Origin of the sequence: Wolbachia endosymbiont of Oedothorax gibbosus (assembly GCF_936270145.1) — a bacterium.
Lineage (GTDB): Bacteria > Pseudomonadota > Alphaproteobacteria > Rickettsiales > Anaplasmataceae > Wolbachia.
The window spans coordinates 637,446-662,211 of the sequence record NZ_OW370537.1; the positions used below are offsets into that span (position 1 = coordinate 637,446).

At 35.1% G+C, this 24,766-nt stretch carries 21 protein-coding genes, 1 tRNA gene and 2 pseudogenes; 10 read left to right on the top strand and 14 right to left on the bottom strand.

Features of this window, described 5'->3' with window-relative positions:
- The first annotated feature begins 23 nt into the window (after nucleotides 1-23).
- Together NBW37_RS03145 and grxD are read left to right on the top strand one after the other, a co-directional pair.
- Nucleotides 24-242, top strand: coding sequence for a BolA/IbaG family iron-sulfur metabolism protein (locus NBW37_RS03145; protein ID WP_096641415.1), 219 nt, complete (start codon nucleotides 24-26; stop codon nucleotides 240-242).
- A gap of 15 nt (nucleotides 243-257) precedes the next feature.
- Nucleotides 258-578, top strand: coding sequence for a Grx4 family monothiol glutaredoxin (gene grxD / locus NBW37_RS03150; RefSeq protein WP_250296874.1), 321 nt, complete (start codon nucleotides 258-260; stop codon nucleotides 576-578).
- Between the two features lie 20 nt (nucleotides 579-598).
- On the opposite strand, the gene NBW37_RS03155 is transcribed toward grxD, so the two are convergent.
- The 4 genes from NBW37_RS03155 to dnaG form a co-directional block, all read right to left on the bottom strand.
- A complete protein-coding gene (locus NBW37_RS03155; protein ID WP_250296876.1) occupies nucleotides 599-1,687 on the bottom strand; it encodes an efflux RND transporter periplasmic adaptor subunit in 1,089 nt (362 codons plus the stop codon).
- Between the two features lie 263 nt (nucleotides 1,688-1,950).
- Nucleotides 1,951-2,610, bottom strand: a complete 660-nt coding sequence (locus NBW37_RS03160; RefSeq protein WP_250296877.1) for a hypothetical protein — start codon at nucleotides 2,608-2,610, stop codon at nucleotides 1,951-1,953.
- A gap of 37 nt (nucleotides 2,611-2,647) precedes the next feature.
- Nucleotides 2,648-3,520 (bottom strand): IS982 family transposase, encoded by an 873-nt coding sequence (locus tag NBW37_RS03165; protein ID WP_250295817.1) that lies wholly within the window; start codon nucleotides 3,518-3,520, stop codon nucleotides 2,648-2,650.
- Nucleotides 3,521-3,841: 321 nt separating this feature from the next.
- Nucleotides 3,842-5,581, bottom strand: coding sequence for a DNA primase (dnaG, locus tag NBW37_RS03170; protein WP_250296879.1), 1,740 nt, complete (start codon nucleotides 5,579-5,581; stop codon nucleotides 3,842-3,844).
- Nucleotides 5,582-5,756: 175 nt separating this feature from the next.
- On the opposite strand from dnaG, the gene ubiG reads away from it, so the two are divergent.
- Entirely contained in the window at nucleotides 5,757-6,926 is a 1,170-nt protein-coding gene (ubiG, locus tag NBW37_RS03175; protein WP_250296881.1) for a bifunctional 2-polyprenyl-6-hydroxyphenol methylase/3-demethylubiquinol 3-O-methyltransferase UbiG, read from the top strand.
- A 45-nt stretch (nucleotides 6,927-6,971) separates the two neighbouring features.
- On the top strand, nucleotides 6,972-8,600 hold the full coding sequence (gene metG / locus NBW37_RS03180; protein ID WP_250296882.1) for a methionine--tRNA ligase: 1,629 nt from the start codon (nucleotides 6,972-6,974) through the stop codon (nucleotides 8,598-8,600).
- 88 nt (nucleotides 8,601-8,688) lie between these two features.
- On the opposite strand, the gene NBW37_RS03185 is transcribed toward metG, so the two are convergent.
- A complete protein-coding gene (locus NBW37_RS03185; RefSeq protein ID WP_250296884.1) occupies nucleotides 8,689-8,958 on the bottom strand; it encodes a hypothetical protein in 270 nt (89 codons plus the stop codon).
- Nucleotides 8,959-9,321: 363 nt separating this feature from the next.
- On the opposite strand from NBW37_RS03185, the gene NBW37_RS03190 reads away from it, so the two are divergent.
- Nucleotides 9,322-10,194, top strand: a complete 873-nt coding sequence (locus NBW37_RS03190) for an IS982 family transposase (RefSeq protein WP_250295817.1) — start codon at nucleotides 9,322-9,324, stop codon at nucleotides 10,192-10,194.
- Here the strand turns inward: NBW37_RS03190 and NBW37_RS03195 are convergent.
- The gene (locus tag NBW37_RS03195) at nucleotides 10,138-10,674 is read right to left on the bottom strand and encodes a hypothetical protein (protein ID WP_250296885.1); all 537 of its coding nucleotides are present in this window, start codon (nucleotides 10,672-10,674) and stop codon (nucleotides 10,138-10,140) included. The genes NBW37_RS03190 and NBW37_RS03195 overlap by 57 nt on opposite strands.
- Nucleotides 10,675-10,855: 181 nt before the next feature.
- On the opposite strand from NBW37_RS03195, the gene NBW37_RS03200 reads away from it, so the two are divergent.
- Nucleotides 10,856-12,292, top strand: a complete 1,437-nt coding sequence (locus NBW37_RS03200) for an IS4 family transposase (RefSeq protein ID WP_250295910.1) — start codon at nucleotides 10,856-10,858, stop codon at nucleotides 12,290-12,292.
- Here NBW37_RS03200 and NBW37_RS03205 read toward each other — a convergent pair.
- From NBW37_RS03205 to NBW37_RS03215, 3 genes and pseudogenes are all read right to left on the bottom strand, one after another.
- Nucleotides 12,291-13,108: pseudogene (locus NBW37_RS03205) on the bottom strand (IS5 family transposase); the annotation flags it as partial. The gene NBW37_RS03200 and the pseudogene NBW37_RS03205 sit on opposite strands and share 2 nt — an antisense overlap.
- A 257-nt stretch (nucleotides 13,109-13,365) precedes the next feature.
- Nucleotides 13,366-14,619 (bottom strand): hypothetical protein, encoded by a 1,254-nt coding sequence (locus NBW37_RS03210; protein WP_250296886.1) that lies wholly within the window; start codon nucleotides 14,617-14,619, stop codon nucleotides 13,366-13,368.
- A gap of 109 nt (nucleotides 14,620-14,728) precedes the next feature.
- Complete coding sequence (locus NBW37_RS03215) at nucleotides 14,729-16,180, bottom strand: replicative DNA helicase (protein WP_250296888.1); 1,452 nt, start codon at nucleotides 16,178-16,180, stop codon at nucleotides 14,729-14,731.
- Between the two features lie 106 nt (nucleotides 16,181-16,286).
- On the opposite strand from NBW37_RS03215, the gene NBW37_RS03220 reads away from it, so the two are divergent.
- Together NBW37_RS03220 and NBW37_RS03225 are read left to right on the top strand one after the other, a co-directional pair.
- Nucleotides 16,287-16,369: transfer RNA gene (locus NBW37_RS03220), tRNA-Leu, on the top strand.
- A 24-nt stretch (nucleotides 16,370-16,393) separates the two neighbouring features.
- Nucleotides 16,394-16,990 (top strand): RDD family protein, encoded by a 597-nt coding sequence (locus NBW37_RS03225; RefSeq protein ID WP_250296889.1) that lies wholly within the window; start codon nucleotides 16,394-16,396, stop codon nucleotides 16,988-16,990.
- Between the two features lie 637 nt (nucleotides 16,991-17,627).
- Here NBW37_RS03225 and NBW37_RS03230 read toward each other — a convergent pair.
- From NBW37_RS03230 to NBW37_RS03240, 3 genes are all read right to left on the bottom strand, one after another.
- Entirely contained in the window at nucleotides 17,628-18,131 is a 504-nt protein-coding gene (locus NBW37_RS03230) for a protein-disulfide reductase DsbD domain-containing protein (protein ID WP_250296890.1), read from the bottom strand.
- Between the two features lie 402 nt (nucleotides 18,132-18,533).
- On the bottom strand, nucleotides 18,534-20,183 hold the full coding sequence (gene groL / locus NBW37_RS03235) for a chaperonin GroEL (RefSeq protein WP_250296891.1): 1,650 nt from the start codon (nucleotides 20,181-20,183) through the stop codon (nucleotides 18,534-18,536).
- A 100-nt stretch (nucleotides 20,184-20,283) separates the two neighbouring features.
- On the bottom strand, nucleotides 20,284-20,565 hold the full coding sequence (locus NBW37_RS03240) for a co-chaperone GroES (RefSeq protein WP_250296985.1): 282 nt from the start codon (nucleotides 20,563-20,565) through the stop codon (nucleotides 20,284-20,286).
- A 165-nt stretch (nucleotides 20,566-20,730) separates the two neighbouring features.
- On the opposite strand from NBW37_RS03240, the gene ygfZ reads away from it, so the two are divergent.
- Nucleotides 20,731-21,537, top strand: coding sequence for a CAF17-like 4Fe-4S cluster assembly/insertion protein YgfZ (gene ygfZ, locus NBW37_RS03245; RefSeq protein ID WP_250296892.1), 807 nt, complete (start codon nucleotides 20,731-20,733; stop codon nucleotides 21,535-21,537).
- 50 nt (nucleotides 21,538-21,587) lie between these two features.
- On the opposite strand, the gene NBW37_RS03250 is transcribed toward ygfZ, so the two are convergent.
- Both NBW37_RS03250 and NBW37_RS03255 read right to left on the bottom strand, forming a co-directional pair.
- The gene (locus NBW37_RS03250) at nucleotides 21,588-23,072 is read right to left on the bottom strand and encodes a proton-conducting transporter transmembrane domain-containing protein (RefSeq protein ID WP_250296893.1); all 1,485 of its coding nucleotides are present in this window, start codon (nucleotides 23,070-23,072) and stop codon (nucleotides 21,588-21,590) included.
- Between the two features lie 219 nt (nucleotides 23,073-23,291).
- Nucleotides 23,292-24,461, bottom strand: a complete 1,170-nt coding sequence (locus NBW37_RS03255; protein WP_250295821.1) for an IS4 family transposase — start codon at nucleotides 24,459-24,461, stop codon at nucleotides 23,292-23,294.
- Between the two features lie 71 nt (nucleotides 24,462-24,532).
- Here NBW37_RS03255 and NBW37_RS07875 point away from each other — a divergent pair.
- Nucleotides 24,533-24,631, top strand: a pseudogene (locus tag NBW37_RS07875) (WPE palindromic element domain-containing protein); the annotation flags it as partial.
- Between the last annotated feature and the right edge of the window lie 135 nt (nucleotides 24,632-24,766).

The following is a 24,766-nucleotide window of genomic DNA, read 5'->3' on the forward strand; positions in this document are numbered from 1 at the left end:
TAATGAAAATTTAAAGCAAATTAATGACTATTGCAATTCACGAATTAGAAAGGATCATCAAACAATCGTTCCCCGACGCTGATATAAAAGTTCATGACCTTGCTGGAGATGATGATCATTATCATTTAAAAATAACCTCCAAGCGCTTTCTCGGAAAGACAAAAATAGAACAGCATAAAATGGTATATAAAGCTCTGGAAGGTCAGTCTATACACGCCTTGCAACTGGAAACTAATACTTAAAAATAAGGTGAATTTATGAGCAATTTTGAACAAATAAAAAAAAATATAGCAGAAAATGATGTAGTATTGTATATGAAAGGCACTTCTGATTTTCCTCAATGCGGATTCTCTGGACTCGTCGTGTCAATCCTAAAAAAATTGAACGTGAAGTTTAAGTATATTAACGTATTGGAGAATGATGAAATACGTGAATCTATAAAAAAGTTTTCTGATTGGCCAACAATTCCACAATTATATATAAAGGGAGAGTTTGTCGGTGGCTGCGACATAACCCGCGAGATGTACGAAAAAGGTGAATTACAAAGCTTATTAAAAGAAAAAAAAATTGTTGAATAAGACCTCAAATTCAGAAAGACTTAGGCTTCAACCTTATCACCAGGCTTAACAAATAGGTGGCCCAATACTATTAACTTTATGGGTTTATCTTCGTTATTTGCTACTATCCAAACCCCATCGCTCTCATGATCAACAATTTCTATTGGTGCAAATACTACATAATTATTGTCGTCAACAATCTTTATTCCAAGAGCACCTTCGTCACTTAAGCTCAGGGCTGAAGAAGGAACTTTATATGCAAATCTTTCGCCTGAAGGTAGCCTTACGTTGGCAGTTAGTCCCTGCAAGGATATCATTTTATTATTAGTTACCTTTACTTCTACCCTATAAGACCCAGTTTTAGGCTCAGCAATTTTACTAATAAAACTTACTTCACCTGCCAATTCTTTTCCGTCCAGCAAATTAATTTGAGCTGTGCTGCCTAGCTCTATTTTATTTACTTCATTTTCCGAAACATATAACACTACAAGAATTTGATCGAAATTAACCACGTCAGCTATTTTTTGCCCAGCATTAACAAAATCCCCTTCATTTGCATTGATTTTATCAATATAACCATTTATAGGAGATGTGACTGCAGTATTTTCTAAATCCAATTCTAGCCTTTTTAGGTCAGCTTTTGCACTTTGTAACGCAGTAAAAGCTGCTTCTACTTGTATTTGTGCTCCATAGCCTTTTTTATTCAGTTTGTGAGAGGAATCATACTCAATTTCACGCTGCTTTAATAAAGCTTTGGCTTTCTGAGCTTGCTCAATCCTGTCATAATCTTCTATCTTTAACACTACATCATCTCTTTTTACCTTTTCACCATCAGGTAAATAAATAGCAATAATCTTACCACTTATTTTTGAGACAAGGCTAGCTCTATGTAAGGGATTTACTGTACCAGAAAAATTTAAATATATAGTGCGGTTTTGCGGCGCACATTCTTGAGTTTTTACTGAAAAGTTACTAGTTGCATTATCACTATAAACCGCCTGATCTTTTTTTAAAAACGCACTGCTGATAAAAAACAGTAGAATAAAAGCAATACTGGAAATGATGATTACTTTATTTCTCATCTTTAAACAATAGAATTTGTTAACTAATTTTGTTAGAAACAACTGCATAAATTTTCGAAAAGACAAAAATTCTTCCAGTTCATATTCTTCTCACATACATATTATGTGAGATAATGTGAGATAATGTGATAAAAGTCAATAGTAAGCTTTATATGCACAGCAGAGCTAACTACAAAAATTATACATTTTCAAGTGATACTGAGCTATATCAATCTGACTTTTGAAAAAAAAATTTTAAATAAAGACATCTCTTTATAGTGTCACAAAAAATTTATTACTTTTATTTTGCTCCTAAGATCATTGAAAAACCCCTATGCAGAACGGCCTATTGTTTCTTCGAAATTTGAGGCTCTTCTTAATGTTTCACGTTGTGCATGGGAAATCTCTTTTTTTTCTCCGTTAGATTGACTCATTGCTTCAGAACGCATCAGTTTTCCAGATCTTTTAAAATTTCCTTGTTCAATAGCTTCACAAAAAGAGAGGTCTCCAAACTGGAGATTTCTCCCTATTTCCTTTTTTTCCTTCGCACTCAATTGATTGAATTTCTCTTTATCATTAACTTCTATTTTTATTAAATTTTTATCTTGTGTATCAGGATACATTGTAATCATCAATTCTCCTAAACGGCTATGCAAACCTAATCCTATGCCAGCATCTGAAACATCTGTATGATTTATTACGCCATCTTTTTTTATCTCGAACTCAACTTTATTAAATTCACCAATTTTTACTATATTGCCACCAAATGCTATTTTTCCCTGATTTAACCCTAAGCTTCTAGCTCCATCTAAAATTTTCGCAATATCCACCATACTATCCGGCGAATACTCCAGGTAGAAAGCAGTGTTACGTATTTCTAAATTTTGCAACTTACCTTGAATTGCTGTGCTTTCGGCAATTTTTTTAAACCTATAAAAACGCTTTTTTTCAGCTTCTTTTATACTTTCTTCGTAATCATATTGAGTAACCATATTTACCTATAACCCTTAATATAACCCCAGTTGCGGATTAATCAATATAGTAAAATCTAGAAATACAGGGCTTTTTAGGCTTCATGGAATATGAAACTAATGTGGAAAAGACGTGCACCAAGAAATTTATTGGAGACCTGTGCCTTGAATGCTCAAGCTCAAGTCTGTCTTTTAGGTAGCCAAAAACTGTTTCAATAATCGACCTTTTTCTTAAAAAAATCTTTTCTTCAAGTAGCATTAATGTGTTTTTCATACCTTTTTTTACTTTGGTAACGAGTTTTAGTCCTCTATCGAAGAGTTTTGCAAAGAGCTCTTTCTTTATATAGCCCTTATCACCAAACAAAAGACCAGTCAGTTTTTCAGTTAATTTTGGTACTGGTTTTCTGTCGTCAACGTTACCTTTAGTAAGTGTAACTCCTTGAATTTCACCTTTTTCATTAATTACCATATGCAATTTAAAACCAAAAAACCAGCCATATGTAGTCTTTCCAAGCTTTGCCAATCCTTTGAAAACTTTGTTTCTTGAGATTCTTTTTGGATGGCAAACAGCGATAGATGTTGCATCTATGTACGAAATCCCTGTCATTTTCGACTGCTCACATAGCCATTGCAAAAGTAATGCTAAATACCATAAAACCCTCGGTTTTAGCCTAATAAATCTACTATATGTTGGCAAATTTTGAAACTCAGATCCATATAGTGCTTTCAAATAATATGTATAGAAAGATTTAAAGTCCTCACATCTAGATTGTTGATAAAGTAAAATTATAGTAAGAATTTCAGAATGCGTAATCTCTGGCGTTCTGGTAGGTTTTTTACTGTTTGGCAGGAGTTTTTCTGCGAAATTTTTGTTTATAGCCTTGCAAAAATCGTCTACAAAGCAAAATAATTCTGTTACATTTTTATTCATGGGTAACCTCTCTACTTTTTGATAATATGTTTCCGGAGTTTACCCTATTTCCCTATCTTTTTCACTGACTTCTAATCCGCAACTGGGGTTTAATATACTATATAATTATACTAATATAAGTGTAAATTTTCTTTTAAAGTATTAAGCCAGCAGTTCTGTATTAGAGATCCGTGAATGGTTAATTCCATATTTAGCTTCCTATTTCTTTACACTTTTGTGCTAACTTTGTACATCCCTTTTATTCTCATGAACGGTTACGCATAAATTCCGTTAAAAAGCAGCAGAATGACAAACAATCTAAAAATAATTAACTGTAGCAGTCTACTTTTCAATAAATTCCATTTGCATTTCTTGTATATTACTTTCTATTTGCTCTATTTGTTCTATCAACCTTTCTTCTAAGTCAAGATTACCGCTCAGCCTCGCTTCGGTTCTTTCTTTTCGTAATGCATTTAATTCTTTTAGTAACACTATATTATTCCACACAATTTCTGCAGACTTTCTCTCGCTTAATTGACTGTTTAGTACGCTAGTTTTTTCGAATACATACTTTATAACGTCAAACTGTTTCAATTCTTGCTCTTTATCGAGTTTGCTTTTGTTACTTATTACATCAATTACACGCTGTTGTAATCTTTTCATCTCATTAGTAAATTCAAAATGAGAAAATTGCTCAAAAAATATAGGACGGTTCAAGATTTCAGGAAATTCTACGGCTATACGCAAAATTATGGCCTGATTTTGCTCTGCTTCAATTAGCTCTGGAGATTTGTTATGAAGATACTCACCTTTTGTTGCTCTAGTTTTACTATTAAAAATCTGTTTTTTGAAGCTACTTCTTAGTTCACTAGCCTTATTGTAAAAATAATCTCTATAATACCGTCTAATACTGCTGTTACCGATAGCATTGACATATTCCATGAACTTGTGCTCAAGAATTGAATACTTTTCCGGAGCAAGTTTTTCATAATTTTGCAAATTGCTATCGATTATGTGATGCCATAAATATTCAGAATGCAGTTTTGTTGAATGGTCAAGAGCAGTCAATACGTCTTCTTTCTTGTATTCCAGTTCGTTACATATATCGTATGGATCCTTATTACTCGGCAAAGTCACAAACTTTAACGTGTATCCAGGCTCTAATATTGGCAGAGCAAGTTCTGCAACTCGAGTAGCAGCATGACGTCCAGCACTATCTCCATCCATACAGATGGAGATTTCTTTAGCAAATCTCCATAGATTTTTTATCTGTTCTGCAGAAATTGCGGTACCAAGTGGAGCAACTGCATTACTAATTCCTGCTTGATGTAGCGCTATAGCGTCCATATATCCTTCAATAACAAATATGTGCTGTTTTTTACGTATTTCGCTTAAAGCAAAGTTTAATCCGTATAAATTTTCCCTCTTCTTGAAGAGCTGACTCTCTGGGCTGTTTAAATATTTTGGCTGTTGCTCAAAGCTCAGCGCACGTCCACCAAAACCAATAACCTTTCCTGTAATGCTCTGTATAGGAAACATTAGCCGGTCATAAAAATAATCATGAAAATTTTTGTTTACTAATCCAATATCAATTAAAATTTTGTCTTCAATACCTGAAGAGTTTAAATACTCTTTCAAACCAGAGCTTGGTGCATAACCTATTCTAAATTTATCTATGATTTCAGGTGAAATCCTGCGCTGCTTTAAATAATCTACAACGCCCTGATTTTTTTCTGCAAACCAATTTGCAGCTAAATCAAGCGCTAAAAATAGTTTATTGTCCTCTTTTGTAATACTAAGACTTTTGGGCAGTTCAACACCTGTAACCGATGCTAATCTTTCCAATGCTTCTTTAAAGCTTAATCCTTCAGTTTGTGAAATAAATTCAAATGCATCACCACTAGCTAAGCAACCAAAACAGTAATATAATCCTTTAGTATTGCTCACCGAAAAAGATGGGGTTTTTTCGTTATGAAATGGACAGAGTCCAACAAAACTATCTCCTCTTTTTATTAGCCTGACTTTTTTACCTACTATGTCAGATAATAATAATTTTGATTTTATAATATCTATATGATCCATCTTGTTAAATTAGTAGTAGGATAAAAATTATATAGAATTTATGCACATCTGACTCGAAATTTATTTCAAGCTTTAGGACTCCCGAAAGATCAGGAGTATTAAAACGGCTTGACAGAAAGATCAAAATAAATTACCCATATAAATATCCTTAAGTTATGCAAGATCAATTTTTTATATGTCAGATATAATATCAATTGCCTCAGATCATGCTGGTTATGAATTAAAATCAGAAATAAAATCCTACCTGGAAACCCTGGGTTACACAGCGGTAGATCAAGGCTGCACTGCTCAGCAAAAGTGCGTGGATTATCCAGACTATGCTGCCAAAGTTGTAGAAGATATAACAAGCAAAAAAGCAAATTATGGGGTATTAATTTGTGGTACAGGTTTGGGCATGAGTACTGTGGCAAATCGTTTTGAAGGAATCTACGCTGCTTTATGTAACAGTGTTGAGATCGCAAAATTAGCTCGCGAGCATGGCAACGCAAATGTACTGTGTCTTGGTGCAGAGTTTACTGCGAGTGGATTAGCAAAAGACATAGTCAAACAATTCCTCGAAACAGAATTTTCAAAAGAAAGCAGACATAAAAAACGCCTTGATAAACTCGGCAACATAACCTCTAAGAAAAAAAAAACAAAAACTTATAACGAAGATGAAATATCAAAATTCGCTAAAATAGCAGGCCAGTGGTGGGATGAGAACGGCAAATTCAAACCATTGCACATGATGAATCCTGTTAGAGTATCTTACATTATTGAGAAAATAAAAGAGTTAAAAAAATGCAATTTAAAAGAATTATCATTGCTTGATGTTGGATGCGGTGGTGGCATTTTATCAGAGTCAATGGCACGTGTTGGCATTAACGTTTCAGGAATAGATGTATGCGCAGAAAACATAAAAGTGGCACAATCACATGCGAAAAAAGTAGGGCTTAATATAGAATATACGCACACCAGCATTGAAGAGCTAAGCAATGACAAGAAGTACGACGTGGTTCTGTTGATGGAAGTAGTTGAACATGTGGATAATTTAGAGCTTTTCATGAAGAAAGCAATAGAGCTGCTAAAACCGGAGGGGTTAATCTTTATATCCACAATAAATAGAACTATCAAATCCTTCTGCCTTGCAATAATTGGTGCAGAGTACATATTAAATTGGCTGCCAAAAGGTACACATAACTGGAACAAATTTCTCAAACCGTCAGAAATTGCAAATCACTTAAGAGAAAATAATGTAATATTACAAAACATGGCTGGCATGGAATACAACGTAATAAAGCGTGAGTGGAATCTAACTAAAGGAGTAGATGTTAATTATATACTTTGTGGTTTAATAGTCTATTGATTTTTACCACTAGTGCATATACGATAAAGCTTTAAGCACTGCATAATGGAACAATTCGAGAATTTTTACATCACCACGCCAATATATTATGTAAATGACAAGCCGCATATCGGGCATGCATATACTTCTCTTTTGTGTGATGTTGTGGCAAGGTTCATGAAACTAGCTGGGAAAAATGTCAAATTTACCACCGGCACAGATGAACATGGACAAAAAATAGAAAAAGCAGCTAAAGCAAAGGAAATGCAGCCAAAAGAATTTACAGATGAAGTAAGCGTTTCATTTAAAGAATTAGCTAAGTTCATGAATTTTGAGTATGACGATTTTATTCGCACTACGGAGGAACGTCACAAAAAAGCAGTGGCAGCTCTATGGAATAGGCTCGAAGAAAGGGGACAGATATATTTGGATTCCTATTCGGGTTGGTATTCAGTTCGTGATGAAGCATTTTATCAGGAATCAGAGCTGATAGATGGCAAAGCACCAACAGGCGCTGAAGTTCAGTGGATAAAAGAAGAGAGCTATTTTTTTCGCTTGTCAAACTGGCAAAACAAATTACTGGAACTCTATAAAAATCAGCCAAATTTTATCTTTCCTGAGAGCAGAAAAAATGAAGTGATATCGTTTGTAAAATCGGGACTCACTGACCTTTCAATCTCTCGTACTAGTTTTAACTGGGGAATAAAAGTACCAGGTAATGACAAGCATATAATTTATGTCTGGATAGATGCATTAACCAATTATCTTACATCAATAGGTTTCCCTAGTACTGAAGGTGAAGAATATAAGAAGTTTTGGGCAGAACCACCATCTGTCATCCCAGTACTTGATACTGGGATCCAGAAGAAAACACAGACTCCAGCGTTATGCACTGGAATGACATTAGAACGCTCTTTCAACGTTCATGTAATCGGCAAAGACATATTGCGTTTTCATGCCGTATATTGGCCGGCAATTCTCCTTGCAGCGGATTTGCCACTGCCGAAACAAATTGCAGTTCATGGTTGGTGGCTAAACGAGGGAGAAAAAATATCCAAGTCCCTTGGTAACGTCATAGATCCAATCGGCCTCGCTCAAGAGTTTGGTGTTGATCAATTACGCTATTTTCTCCTTCGGGAAGCAAGTTTTGGCCAGGATGGCAACTTTAGCAAGAAGAATATGATCAGCCGCATAAACTCAGAACTTGCAAACAATATAGGCAATTTAGTACAAAGAACAATTTCATTTTTACACAAGCAATGCTCTGGAGTTGTGCCAACAGTTGATCGAAATCTACTCAAAGATGATGAGAGTTTGCCAAATTGTAAGTCCATAATTGATCAAATCATGAATCATCTTGCAAGGTATGAATTTAACCAGATTATACTTCTAATCATCAACATCTCTTCTGAAGCCAATGCTTATATAGATAAAAGTGCACCCTGGACACTAAGCAAAACTGATAGAGAACGCATGAATTTAGTAATTTATAAGCTACTGGAATACATCAGGATAATTGGCACTTTATTGCAGCCAATTGTCCCGAGGTCAGCGGAAATGATACTCGATCAATTGCAAATTCCAAAAGAGCAACGTGATTTAAAATCTCTGTGCAACACGTACGTAAGTTCAGGCACTACACTGCCTAAACCTACGCCGTTCTTTTCGAAGTTTGATGTTAAAGTGGAGAAATAGTTTTTACACTATTTCTCCTGGATGAGATTATCTCTAGTTAACGACAGTGCACACCGCTGTCTACATATTCAAGTTAGGTGCAGGTGCCTTAGTTGTCTTTAGCAGAATATGGTTTAGTAACATCAGCACCTCCCACTACTACTTCAGTCATTACTGACCTAGCCTTTTCTAGTCCCCATGCAAACCAGCCTTGACCATTTTCTTCTTTAGTTGGCTGACTTTTTGGGCTAGAAATCTTAGGATCTTTTTCATCACCAGATTCTTCATCATAAAATACATCCTGATCCTCAGAATGATCAGGTTGCTTAGGAACGTCGTTATCAATATTTAAATAATCCAAACGAGTTGGTTCTTGCATATTAGGTTTAGATCCATCTTCACGCTTAAACTGCTCTTCCGGACTAGAAACCTTAGTACCATGAAATCTACTGTATAAGCTGCTTCCAACGCTGTTAAGTGCTCCTTTTGTATACTCAACTGATGTACCACAAAAATTTTTTAATTTATTTCCAATACCACTAAGTGCTCCTTTTGTATACTCAACTGATGTGCCATAAGCATTTTTCGCACTACCTACGACATTTTTTAAGTCATTCGCAACATCACTACGGCGCCGCTTAATAGTACTATGAACCCCAGTTGCGGATTAGAAGTCAGTGAAAAAGATAGGGAAATAGGGTAAACTCCGGAAACATATTATCAAAAAGTAGAGAGGTTACCCATGAATAAAAATGTAACAGAATTATTTTGCTTTGTAGACGATTTTTGCAAGGCTATAAACAAAAATTTCGCAGAAAAACTCCTGCCAAACAGTAAAAAACCTACCAGAACGCCAGAGATTACGCATTCTGAAATTCTTACTATAATTTTACTTTATCAACAATCTAGATGTGAGGACTTTAAATCTTTCTATACATATTATTTGAAAGCACTATATGGATCTGAGTTTCAAAATTTGCCAACATATAGTAGATTTATTAGGCTAAAACCGAGGGTTTTATGGTATTTAGCATTACTTTTGCAATGGCTATGTGAGCAGTCGAAAATGACAGGGATTTCGTACATAGATGCAACATCTATCGCTGTTTGCCATCCAAAAAGAATCTCAAGAAACAAAGTTTTCAAAGGATTGGCAAAGCTTGGAAAGACTACATATGGCTGGTTTTTTGGTTTTAAATTGCATATGGTAATTAATGAAAAAGGTGAAATTCAAGGAGTTACACTTACTAAAGGTAACGTTGACGACAGAAAACCAGTACCAAAATTAACTGAAAAACTGACTGGTCTTTTGTTTGGTGATAAGGGCTATATAAAGAAAGAGCTCTTTGCAAAACTCTTCGATAGAGGACTAAAACTCGTTACCAAAGTAAAAAAAGGTATGAAAAACACATTAATGCTACTTGAAGAAAAGATTTTTTTAAGAAAAAGGTCGATTATTGAAACAGTTTTTGGCTACCTAAAAGACAGACTTGAGCTTGAGCATTCAAGGCACAGGTCTCCAATAAATTTCTTGGTGCACGTCTTTTCCACATTAGTTTCATATTCCATGAAGCCTAAAAAGCCCTGTATTTCTAGATTTTACTATATTGATTAATCCGCAACTGGGGTTATGAACGCGCCCACTACTGTAGGCTTCTGCTACATATGCAAATACTTCTTTGATATCCTTTATTGCTTGCGGAACAAAAGTTTTCTTGTGTTTAAGTTCTTCTATTTCTTTTTTTTGATTATCAATCTCCTCATTTTTTTTATTAATTTCAATTTTTTGCTTAGAATTTTCCTCCTCTTTAGCTTTTTCTTCATCAAGCTGATTCCTCGGGTTAAAAATGTCGGTACTTTTCTCAGCTAGTTGAGCTTCTTTCTCAGAAATTATTTTATCTTTAGCTTCTACTTTACTTTTTTCATCAGCAAGCTGAGCTTCCTTCTCAGAAATAGTTTTATTCTTACTAACTGCTGCATACGAAAGTGCAATAGCTACAGCAGAAAATACAGCACAACCAATAATAAATGGAAGGCCAACACTCAAGGCTGCAACTGGAGCTAAGAAACCAATATAAGGAGCTACAGCAAACACTCCTGATGCTAGTAAAGTTAGAGTAGTCAGAGTTCCAGCTATATAATAGGGTACATTAGACTTCTTTCAAAATTCATGAAAGGAGCTCTCTATTGTGAATCTTACTATTACCCACAAATATAGATGTACTTATGAATAAAGTATTACAATATTAGAGTTTGCAAATATTGATGGTATAAAAATGGCAAACGAGAGTAATGAGTGGGCTAAAAATGAATTTGGAGATGCTTCACTTGGAGATAAAAGATTGACCGAAAGATTAGTGAATATTGCTAATAGTGTGATAGGTTCACCTGAAAGCTCAATTAATGAGGCATGCGGAAGTTGGTCAGAAGCAAAAGCTGCATATCGTTTTTTTCAAAATGAGAACGTAAAAGAAGTTGATATTCTAGCTTCACACATTGATAAAACAGTTGAAAGAACAAAAGCTCATAAAAGAGTCCTTGTAATTCAAGATACAACTTATATTTCATACTCAAGTCATAAAAAAACAAGCGGATTGGGAAGTATTGCTGGGAAAGGAGGTAAAGGTACAGTAATGCATACAGCCCTTGCTGTTAGTACGGAAGGTTTGGTACTAGGAATATTGGATCAAAAGATTTACTCGAGGCCACCAATTTCTGAAGAAGAAAAAAGACTAAAGAGTCATCGTAGTAACGTTCATATTGAGGATAAAGAAAGTATGAAATGGCTAGAAAGCTTAAAGAAAACAAATAATATTATAGATCAGACCCAAACAGAGGTTATAACTGTATGTGACAGAGAAGCAGATATACATGATTTTTTTGAACTTGCACATAATCTTAACTCAGCAATTTTAGTAAGAGCTCGTCACAACAGAAATGTAAATAAAAAATTTATGTATACCAGGAATAAGCAAAAATTATGGTCATTTATCCAAGGTCTTCCTTGCACTGGAAAAGTAGAAGTTGAAATCCCTGCTAGAGATGATAAGCAAAAAAGGACAGCATTTCTAGAAATTAGATTCGGAAAATTTATGATGAGTCCACATGAAAGCCACATAAAATGTAAAGAAGGTCACATAAAATATAAACCAGCAGCATTATTCAGTCTACAACTTTACGCAATTCATGTTGTTGAAAGAAATTCTCCTCCAGGAGCAAGTCCGCTAGAGTGGATGCTTTTAACAAATCTTTCGGTCAGTACTTTTGAAGAAGCTGTTGAAAAAATTAGTTGGTATTGTTTGAGATGGAAAATAGAGATATTGCATAAGATTTTAAAATCTGGTCTCAAAGTTGAGGAATGTAGACTTGGAACAGCAGAAAGATTAATGAGGTATTTAACAGTCATGAGCATTATTGCTTGGAGAATTTTCTTTATTACATCAATTGCAAGAACTAACCCAACATTACCATGTACTGGCTTATTAGCTGAGGAAGAATGGAAAGTTTTATATGTTAAAATACACAGAAAACCATGTCCAAGTATAGCCCCTACTATAAAAGAAGCCGTTTCGTGGATTGCTCAACTTGGAGGTCATTTAGCAAGAAAAAGCGACCCAAAACCAGGACCAATTACTCTTTGGAAAGGGTGGAGACGTCTCTTTGATCTAGCAGAAGGATGGAGACTTGCTCATGAACCACATATTTGTGGGTAATAGTAAGATTGTGAATAGAGGCAATCAAATTAAATCTTAAGCCAAAACGTTTTCGTCGATTTCTATATCTGTCAGAAATGATTTTAAACCTTTTCAATAAGCCGATTACGTTTTCAACTACCACTCTTCGTATAGAGAGAGATCTATTTTCTGCTTTTTTCTCCTTTGATAAAGGATTCTTTTTTGATCTTCTATGTGGTAATTCAACATTTTTATGTATCTTTTGCATTCCTCTGTAACCAGAATCAGCTAGGATCTTAGTTTGCGGTAATATTGCTATCTTTGATTCTCTAAACATCCGAAAATCATGTTTTCTACCATTGGAGAAAGATGTACATACGACCTTTTTACTCTTCTTCTCTGTTACTATTTGTGTTTTTATAGTATGCCTTTTTTTCTTTCCAGAGTAAAAGCGCTTTTGCTTTTTTTTGGCCTTTCTACTGCTGTTTCAGTTCCATCTATTACCAAAACTTCGTATTCTACATTACTATTTAATAGATCTTTTTTTCCTGGTAATGCAAAATCTGGATGTTTTATTAATGTGTCTTCTACCCACCTTATTATTTTAAAACAGTTGCTTTCACTCATGCCATAACTTTGTCCTATATGAAAATATGTACGATATTCTCTCATATATTCCAGTGCCATAAGTAATCTATCTTCTATACAAAGTTTGCTTTTTCTTCCACTTCTAGCTTTTTTCCTTTTATCCTCCTCATCTAGAATTTCTACCATTCTCTTAAATGTTGATTTTTTTACCCCCGTTAAACGTCGAAACTTTTCTCCTTCTAACTTTTCTATTTCCTTATATTTCATGCTTCCAAATACTTGATCTTACTCTCTCTCCCTCAATTTTGAAAGAAGTCTATTGTTTTTACTCATTATGATTATCCCTCACATATTATAAAATATAATACCATATAAAGGATTTTTAAGAAGTTATCAAGTTAAATTTTGACATAAAAGGAAATAATTAATGAACTTGGAAACAAGAACCAATTCACATGCAACACATGCGTAAGCTTAGGCATTACGCTGCCTAAACCTACGCCGGTTTTTTTGAGGGTTGATGTTTAAAGAATCCTTGGTGAACCATTATGATAGGCTAAAGTAGGAAGTGCTTTAGTTAGTTTTTTTAATTCAACAGAATCAATAAAAGTACCTTGTTGTTTTGATGTGTTTATACCATTACCCACACTGGCGGAAGACAGATTAGCAAAAGTACTTTTATTATCACCATCCACAGAAGAAAACTCACGTTCAGCATACTTATCTTGAGAAACAGTAACATTATCCGGAATAGTTGTTTGATTTGATCCAACAGTCTCGCTGATTCTCGCAGGTTCAGTGACATTTGATGTAGCAAATTGGTAACCACTATTATTGCCTTCATAGAATAGATTGGAAAGAGTATCACCATCCATAATTTCTTCCGTAGTTTCTGATTTATGCAAATCCTTAGACCATTGAGGCTCATCTTCTTCAGATATACCGAAATTATTTTCGGCAAACTTTTTAGGATCAGCTAGTTTTTTGCTAGCCTCATAAATCTGACTTTGCTTAATCTGTTGATCAGTAGGTCTGTAATAAACAGATGATGAGTTCGAGATTGATACACCACTTTCAGTACTATTAGTAGAATTGCCTACTGCATTAGATGAGTTGCCAGCAACACCCAATCCTCTATTGGCAGCGATATATGTTGCTGTTGCTAATAATCCTGCTCCTCCTGCTATCCAGCCTGCTGTTTTTAAGCTAGGAATCCAATTACGTGCCTTCTCTTTACCCCATACAACCCAGCCTTGATCATCTTTATATGGAAGTGTAATAACGTCAGGAACTGAACTCAATTTATACGGAAGTTCAATAACGTCAGGAAGTTTCCCCTCATCCTTTAACTTTGCCCTTTCATTTGCTTCTTCTTTTTTCCTTTCAGCTACACGACTTTCAAAATTTTTATACGGAAGTGCAATAACGTCAGGAACTGAACTCAATTTATACGGAAGTGCAATAACGTCAGGAAGTTTCCCCTCATCCTTTAACTCCACTCTTCCATTTTCTTCTTCCTGCTTCCTTTGAGCCACACGACTTTCAAACTTCTCTTGTTGAGAAATAATATTGTTTTTGCTAATCATTACAGCTGAAAATGCAATAGTTGCAGCAGAAAATACGGCAAGGCTTACAAGGCCTGCAATAAGTGGAAGACTCGCATTAAAAACCGCAACTGCAGTTAAGACACCAACTACTTCAGATGATACCAGAGCTAAAGTAGCCAGAGCACCAGCTACAAGATAGGGTGCGTTAGTTTTATTAAATATATTTTTCATTATGTACCTCACTAAAATTAATAATTTACTATTAAAAGTATAGCATAAATAAAGGTAATGTCAATTTTATTAATAAATTAGCAAACTATAGCGAGTTGGCAAAAGATTGCTACACACTATGCCTCTCCGTATAATCTTTAAATGCACCTCGATTAGAGTCAAAATATAGCTTTACACTGCCAATTGGCCCATTTCTCTGCTTTGCAATAACGAGCTCTGCAATGTTTCTAATTTTTTCCATTTTCTCTTGCCACTCTCGATGTTTGTTGCTTCCTTCACCTGGTTGCTTTCTCAGTTCGTAGTATTCTTCTCTATAGAGGAACATTACTATATCTGCATCCTGCTCTATGCTTCCTGAATCACGTAAATCAGAAAGTTGTGGTTTTTTGTCATCTCTCTGCTCAACAGAACGAGAGAGCTGAGATAGTGCAACAATGGGAATATTTAGCTCCTTTGCAATTGCTTTCAAGCCCTGCGTCACTTCCGAGATTTCTTGCACTCTATTTTCATTACTCCTTTTTGTTGTTCCTCTGATTAGCTGCAGATAATCAATGAATACCACTTCTACATTATATAATTGATACAGCAAACGTATTCTGGTGCGAAGTGCGCTAATTGATAGTGCAGGGGTGTCATCTATGAGGAAAGGCAGTTCAGATAATTCTGTACTAGTATTGATAAATTCATGCAATTCAAAATCACTAATTCTCCCAGTTAATGCTTTATAATAACTAATCCCTGAATCTATAGTAATCAATCTTGCAGTTAATTGCTCTGCTGACATTTCAAGTGAGAAAAACGCTACATGGTGTTGTTTATCTGCTCTTTTTTGCAAAATCTTACAAGCATTAAGTGCGATGTTTAGCGCCAATGCTGTTTTACCCATAGAAGGCCTTGCAGCTAGAATTAACAGATCAGATTTCTGCAAACCACCAAGAAGTTGATTTAGATCTTGAAGTCCGGTTGTAATGCCTAGCGCCTCTGGATTATTTTTCAGTGCGCTGATCTTCTCAACTACGTCTTTAATTGAACTTGCAAGTTTTATATATGTTTTCTCACCTTGTTTTTTTACTGCCAAATTGAACAATTTTGTCATTGCTTGTTCAATTTGCGCCTGCGCAGGATTTTCAATATCGTAGTTGTAGCTATCACCAACTATTTCTTGCCCGAGCTTAATTAAACATCTCCTTAAGTAAGTATCACGGATTATTCTAGTCAAACCGTGGATATCTAGTGCAATACTTGCCTTCGCTGCAAGCTTCGCTAAGTACTCTACCCCACCACATTCGGTAAATGCTTGGTCGTTCTCAAAGAACATTTTAAGGCTCAGTTCATTGGCAACTATGCCGTGTTTTCTGGTTTTGGATATTTGCGTAAAAATACTTTGATGCAGTGGATCATAGAAATTTTCTGCTGTAATTGTGTCTTCAACTGCATCACAAATTCTGTTATCACGAATCATTGCACCAATAAGCATCTGTTCAGCTTCTAAGTTATGCGGTAATTTACATATTTCTTTATCTACATTTCTTGACCCCAAGAAATCAGCTAATTCATTCATTTTGAGTTTTGAGGGTAACTGTTGATTATTGTAGAATATTCAGTCCTTATTTGAAAGATAAAAAAAATTGACTAATCCTGTGTTGCCTATAGCATTAAAACTTAATGCCCCTGTGGTGGAATGGTAGACACGGCAGACTCAAAATCTGCTGCTTGCGAAAGTGTGCTGGTTCAAGTCCGGCCAGGGGCACGTTAAATATTGGAAAGTGTATATATGTTACATAAATTTTTTGATCGTTTATTCTCTATTTTTTCTTCTATAAATGTTATTCAAAAGGTGAAAAAGGATGAAAATGGGATATGTTATGTAACGGGCCTCAGGCGCTATATATCAGTATTGCTTGATTTGATTATTATCGTTTTGTTCTTGCAGTTTTGCAGCCAAGCCTTAAATCAGCTCTTTATGAACTCAGAGGATAGCAAAATATTAAGTCAAATTGCTGCAAAATCCCAAATGCAAGTGCCACTTTCTATAGAAGAAAAGGCAATGCAGAGTAGACTTGGTAAACTGTGGATCCTAAATCAAATAGTCCAGTTTATTATGCTCTTTTGCTATGTAATATATATGTGGGTAAAGTTTGCTGCTACACCTGGAAAACTATTATTTGGGCTCAGAGTTGTGGATGCACAAACCTTCGGAAAAATGACTTTAAGGCAAGCAACCAAGAGATTTTTTTCCCTCATACTATCAGTTGCACCATTATTCTTGGGCTTTTTATGGTCAAATTTCAACAAACGCTGCCAAACTTGGCACGATAAGATCGCAGGCACAGTGGTTGTCACGAGTAAAAGCCTCAGAAGGCAGAGCTAAAATTACTTGACAAACTCCGCCAGCGCCCTTATCATGAAACTGAAGCTATATTATTTAACTTCCCAATCTGTGCAGATTAAAATGACAAGAAGACTTGTATTTGGCGTACTATTGTTTAATTTTTGCACTATGTGCATACTATGTCTTTATAAAAATTTTGGGTTTTTACCCACATAAGCTGAAACGCGCTTATAAAGCGTTTAAGACATCACCCAACGTCAAATTTTAAAATAAAGAGTGGAATAACTAGCTACTCCGGGGGTTCTTTGTCTTTTTTTTCTGCTTAGTAAATTTCTTAAACATTTATAGCTTAAGTTAGTTGCGTTTAAAAGCAGCTAAATTGCAGTGTTTAAGACTTTAAAAACGCCAATACTGAAAATAGACAATGACTAGGGCTTCTTTTGCCTTTTTTTTCATTTGGTAAATTTCTTAATGTTTATAGCTAAAGTAACTTAGGTTCACCGACAATCGTCATCCCGCAGCGGGATCTCTTGTTAGCGGATGAGATACCGCGGCGGTATGACGGTGTAATGATGGTTAAGTAATTCGTCATCCCGCTACGTGTTAGCGGGATCTATGCTTTGAGATACCGCGGCGGTATGACGGTTCGCGGCGGCATACCTACCCCATGAGAACTCTATTTTTCATACCACTCATTTATAAGTTTATTGACATCAGAATTTACAAAATTCTTTAGTGGCTGTCTGATTTTTATCTCAACATTTTTAGGGATGCACCTATCCTTACATATCGCGTATTTTATATGAAAGTTAAGGTCAATGTACTCTTGATTTAAAAATATGTTCATTTTAAAGGGAAATAATACCATATTCTCGTATACGTTACTTACAAACATCTCTCTCCCTACTTTATCTTTATGCTCCTTTGGAATAGGCCAGTGAATATTTATATTTGATGCGTTACCTTTGTAACTAATAGACGTGGGAAGGCCGAAATCTCCAGGATCTTTATAATATATATGCCAGCCTGGTTCTACTGTAACCTTTATTGCACCTTTAAGAGTGAGGTTTGCTTCATTTATCTCGCCAATAAGTAAATCAAATTTTGCAATTTCCTCGTCAGCATATAGTTGGGTGCAAGAAAAAAATAAAAACAATATTAAATATATATATATTTTCATTAAGTTAAATTTCTCCTTTTATAGAGAAAGTGATTTAGATTTTAATTATTATATTTAATAGCATTATATAGATTATTTATTAATATAGCATTATTCTAATATATACAACTGTAATATAAATGGGTGAAAAGAATAAGTCATTGTGGAAAACACATATAGCTAAACTGACTTACGACGATTTGAAAAACAAAAATTCGTCATTCCGCTACTTGTTAGCGCCGCGGCGGTATGACGTAGGAAAACCTTTCTTGGGTTAGCTATAGACAACCACAATATAAAGGGATAAAACGGATGCAAACAGTAGTGCCTTTCTGCACCAAACGTATTACCTTTAATGAATAGTAAAATGTGAGATTTTTTTTGGAACTACCGTGGAGCAATTGCTCCACGGTTTCACTCTATTTAGAATCCACCCATGCCACCCATTTCTCCTGCACCCATAGGAGATGAAGCATTTTCTTTGCTTGGTACATCAACTATCATAGATTCAGTAGTGATCAACACACCCGCAACAGATATCGCTGTTTCAAAAGCAATGCGCACCACTTTTGCTGGATCGATCACACCAGCTGTAAATGCATTAGCATAATTCATAGCCTCAACGTTGTATATAAGCTCTTTATCATTCTGCTTAATCAAATGGTCAATGATAACAGCAGACTCAAGACCAGCATTTTTAACTAACCTTCTAATTGGAGCACTGAGAACTTTCTTGATAATGTTTATGCCTATTTGCTCTTCGTCACTTGCACCTTTTAATTTGTCGAGAACAGATGAAGCATAAAGAAGTGCAACTCCACCACCTGGAACTATGCCTTCTTCAATTGCAGCTCTTGTTGCATGCAGCGCATCTTCAACTCTATCTCTACGTTCTTTAACTTCCACTTCAGTTGCTCCACCAACTTTTAGCACAGCAACACCACCTGATAATTTCGCTAAACGTTCTCTTAGCTTTTCTTTATCATAATCAGAAGTTGAAGTTTCAATTTGAGATTTGATCTGCTCGATTCTAGCTTTTACACTGTCAGAATCGCTATTTTCGCTGACAACTGTGGTATTATCTTTAGTAATTTTAACATTTTTAGCAGTACCAAGATCATCAAGTGTCAGATCTTCCATCTTGATTCCAAGTTCATCTTTTATGACGTACTTAGCACCAGTCAAAGTTGCTATGTCTTCGAGCATCTCCTTTCTTCTGTCACCAAAACCTGGAGCTTTTACTGCAGCAACTTTTAAACCACCACGCAATTTATTGATAACTAAAGTGCTTAATGCTTCACCTTCGATATCCTCTGCAATAATAACTAAAGGTTTACCAGATTTAACAATAGCTTCAAGAATAGGAAGTAAAGGTTGAATAATATTTAATTTTTTCTCTGTAATTAATAAATAAGGGTTATCAAGCTCCACGATCATTTTTTCATTATTTGTAATAAAATACGGAGAGAGATAACCGCGATCAAATTGCATGCCAGTAGTCAGCTCAACTTCTAACTCTTTTGAACCTTTACTTTCTTCAACAGTTATTACACCCTCTTTTCCAACTTTTTTCACGGAATCAGCGATACTGTTACCTATATCCTTATCACCATTTGCAGAGATTATCGCAACTTGTGCTACTTCATCCATTTTCTCCAGAGAAATTGTACGAGACATTGACGTAATTTCCTTTAATATTACATCTTTTGCCTTCTGTATTCCGTTTTTAATACCAACACGATCGTTTCCAGCAGCAATTGACTTTGAAGCTTCCATTATCATATTGCTAGTTAGTATTGAGCACGTTGTTGTACCATCACCAACTTTGTCGTTACATTGAGAACAACTTTGGGCAAAGATGCTTGCTATTGCAGCATTTAGTGGTTTTTCAGGCTTGATACCCTTCATTACCTTATAACCGTCTTTGGTGATTTCCGGTGCACCATAGGGTTTATTAATCCCTACTGTTTTTCCCCTAGGTCCAGCAGTTATTGCCACCGTTGAATCCACTATTGCTGCAACTTCACGAAAGGCTTCTTGCAACTGCTCACCTGATACTACTATATTAGTCATTTTTATCACCCCTTAAATTAATAAAAAATTTAGAAAACTACAATAAAATCACTTACAATGCACTGTATCGTGCTTTGTTTTAGTTTAGTAAAAATAAAGACTACTTAATGACAGCAAGTATATCGGACTCCTTCATCACGATAAGCTTTTCGTCATTATGTTCTATTTCTGTGCCAGCCCATTGACGATAGAACACTTTATCACCAACCTTTACAGTTAAAGCTACGCGTTCACCGTTTGAGTTGCGTGAACCTCCACCAGTTGCTACAATTTCACCTTTAGTAGGTTTCTTTTCAGCACTTGATGGAAGCATAATTCCACCCTGCTTTTCCTCGCTAATAGGCTTGATCAGCACGCTATCATCCAATACATTTAAACTTATACTTGACATTTGCTTTTCCTCTCAACAAATTAACCTATAACTTTATATATATACTCGTAAGTTAGATTTCAAGGGCTGGAGTTTGTAAAATATGCACACCAAAAGCAGTTTCTATAAAGAGACTAATGTTATATAATAAAATTTAGGTTTATTTATAGAGATTTCATGAGTTATATACCATTCTTAAGTCGCGGTGTGATAGTGCTATATGGGCCTGACACTAGAGATTTTCTGCAGGGTATTATAACCAATGATATTAATAAGTTGGATAGCCAAAAAGCCATTTACTCTTTATTACTTAGCCCTCAAGGGAAATATCTATATGATTTTTTTCTTATTGAATATGGTAAATACACCTTCTTGGAGTGCGAAAACATACACTTGCAGCAAATAATTGAGAGACTAGATTTACTTAAAACTTATTTGAGGGTGAAAATTAAAGACGTTAGCGCACTGTATAAGGTTGGGGTTTTGTTTAATACTAAGTTAGCGGAGTGTAGTAGTAAGTCACAAGTTATTTTTCAAGATCCAAGGCACAAGCTGCTAGGAATGAGGATCATACATAAAGATGAAATAAAAGAACCGGTTGGAGATTTTATTCAGTATGAAAAAGTTAGAATTAAAAACCTTGTCCCAGATGGAGCAAAAGATATGGTGCAGAATTCATCATTTCCGCTGCAATATTTAATCGATAAGGCAAATGGTATAAGCTTTAATAAGGGGTGTTATATAGGTCAGGAAGTCGTAAATCGAATGAGCAGACAAGAAATATTCAGAAGAAAACTTTACCTTGTTGAGGGAGAGAACACACTTCCTGATATTGGCGCTAAAATGACAAATGAAAACAATGAGGAAATAGGGGAACTGCGCTCTAGTGTAGACAACATTGGACTTGCATTGCTTAATACTGGAAAGAGTCACGCAAATTTATATGCTGGTGGGGTCAGGTGCGTTAAGACGTTGAAGTCTTAATATTTTGCCACTTTGCTGAACGGATACCAAAACCTTCTATCTATTATTTCTTAAATCACTATGCTGAACATATACAAAAAAATAACTAAAGTGCATGTAGCAGTAATAACTGGAGGTAAAACTAGAAGAATTGGCGTTTTTTTAATAAAGTAATTCTGAGAAGGTTTTAAGAAAAAGGCGTTGTAAATTATCGGTAAAAAGTACAGAGCGTTGAGTATAGTACTAACAATTAACACTAGAGTTACAAACACAGAAAGTATTACATTGCCAGAGTTGAAAACAGCTTGAAAAATGAGAAATTTACCCCAAAAAGTCGGAGCAGGCGGTACTCCTATCATAGACAATGCACCTATAGCAAATGCCGTCATGCTAATTGGCATACTGCGTCCTATACCGTGAATTCTATCTATATATTTCTCACCTGTTTTCGTTATTATTGCTCCGGCAATGAAAAACAAAGTGATTTTTGCAAATGCGTGGCAAACTAATTGGAAAATTGCAACCCTCATGCTGAATTCACTAAAAATTGAAGCGAACAATATAATATATGACAACTGAGAGATGGTAGAATAAGCGAGCAATTTCTTTAATTCTTTTTGCTTTAATGCAATCAATGATGCAGTAATAATAGTAAATCCAGCAGCGTACGGAAGCCACCCTCCAGCGAACCAATTTTGCTGCATAAAACGTTGCATGTTATCGACACCAAAAGTGTATAATATAACTTTTATGATGATGAAAACTCCGGATTTCACAACAGCAACAGCATGCAGTAGCGCACTCACAGGAGTTGGTGCAACCATTGCTTTTGGTAACCAAAAATGCATTGGCATTAATGCAGCTTTTCCTATTCCGTAAATCAGCATAGCAAAACACACTGCAATAAAAGTGATGAGTGAAGTATCAAATTTGAATATTCCACCACTTACAAAGTCTAAAGTATGAAATTCATTATATAAAAGGCCTATTGCAGGAAAAAATAATACCAAAGAAGAGAAAAATAGCACACCAAAGTAATAGCGTCCTGCAATCATTGATTCATTTGTTGAGTTGTAAGTAACTAAAGGGTACGTACTAATAGTTAGAAGCTCATAAAAGACAAATGTAGTAAGCAAATCTCCAGAAAAAGCAATAAACATTGCACAGCTAATCGATATTGAAAAAAAGCATAGAAAACTTGAGTGATTGCTATCAGCATAGTTATTCTGCATATAACATATTGCATATATACTGGTCAGCACCCATAAAAACGATATTAATAAACTGAATATCACTCCACTAGACTCTAGCTTTAAACTAATATGCAAATTATTACCAAAATCCATGAGAATAAATTGAGAAAGATCACCAAATACCAAAGATAAAGTGCATAGAGATGTATACACAAACAGAAGCATAGAAGAAGCAACAGTAACGCTACTGCTTACTTTTGGCCATTTACTAGTAAAAAAAATAGCTAATGCACTTAAAAGCGGAATTAACGCAGTAATTAATAAACAATTCTCAGTAATAAAAAATGGTAAGAGAAGAGGCATTAAGATATACGGTAAGATGATTGAGATATAGTCCATTAAATTTTCTGCTTAGGTAAAGCTAGAATTATACTAAAATCATAGAAAAACCGCTATGTTTTTTTAGTTGTTGCGTATGCTATAGCTATACCTCGATTCATTCGCGGTATCTTGGCAATAGATCCCGCTAACACGTAGCGGGATGACGGTTGTCAGGGCAGTGCCCCATAAGTGTTGAAAGTATCAAAAATGGCGTGATATAAGGTGATTGACGGCATGTAAATTACCTCCCGACAGTAAAACAATCGAACGTATAAAAGAGTCATTTAGATCCAATGTGAATTGCAGTAATGCTATTTTGAACCCATGTAGATTATTTTTGATTTTATAAACAAGAAATAACAAAGCCGTAATAATAATCATGTAAATATACACCTTCATGCCATTCATAGTATGGCTTAAAAAGTGCTTATATCCAAGATTTTGCTTTATAAATTTAAAGAACACTTCTATATCCCATCTGCGCCTATATAGCTCTGTTACTTCATAAGCTGGCATTTCAAACAAGTTTGTCAAAAACCATATTTCATCTCCAATTTTATTTCTGATTTTTATTAGCCGTAGATCATGCTTTTCTGCCACTTTACCTCGTGCACGATAAAGATTAACTATTATATCTTCTAAAATCTCTGATCCATCCGATTTTTGTTCTCCTATAACTTTGTTCCTGCTTATAACATCATGTTTTCTTCCTACTTTAACTCTTGTGATAAATTTGTACTCCTTTTCATCAAATTCGGCAAAAGTTCCAACTTTTCTGATTCCTCTATCAAATAATAAAATATCCTCTTTTTCAACTTTAGCTTCATTAATTGCTCTCACTAATGCTATATCTTCACTACTTTCTTCTTGTCCTTTACAAAATCTTATACTTGTCGGCAATTGATCCTTTAATCCTACACTCACTTTAACTTGACTATCGTTACTTTTACCGCCTATTTTCAGCCCATCTTTTATGAGATATCCCGATAAATTTATGATCGTCGAATCAAACTTATGTAAGTTATTTGATGTTTTTTGGGGTAATAGCTTTTTAATCTTGCTCATCAAATCAATATATACTCCCTTAAAATATTCTGGATTTATAACTTTTAACCTTTTTGACAAACCACTGTATGTTACTGTACTTTTATCGCTATTCTTATCCATTATACACCTGTTTATTACCATTTCTAGCGCTCTTAGGCTTGTTTTTTGCCCCATTAATATTAACTTCATTAGACCTTTAAATATAATCTTGCCCAACAATTTAGTATTACATTTATCTACTTCACTTAATTTTCCTAGCCTTTCTAAATCCTCATCTTTTATTAAATTTAGTACTCTTTCTATTTGATCCATTATTGCCTCCATTTTCTTGCAATAATAGTTCTTTATGTCTTTTTTGTGTTACTTTCAACACTTATGGGCAGTGCCCCTATGATGTCATCCCAGTGCCCAGACACTGGGATCCAGAAAACTTAATTTCAACCAAGTGGCTGCATAATAAAGGCTGGATTCCAGTGCCAAGCACTGGAATGACAGCAATCTACGTCATACACCACGAACCGTCATACCGCGATTCATTCGCGGTATCTCGGCATAGATCCCGCTAACACGTAGCGGGATAACGAATTTGTCGTTTTTCAAATTGTCGTAAGTCAGTTTAGCTATATAGA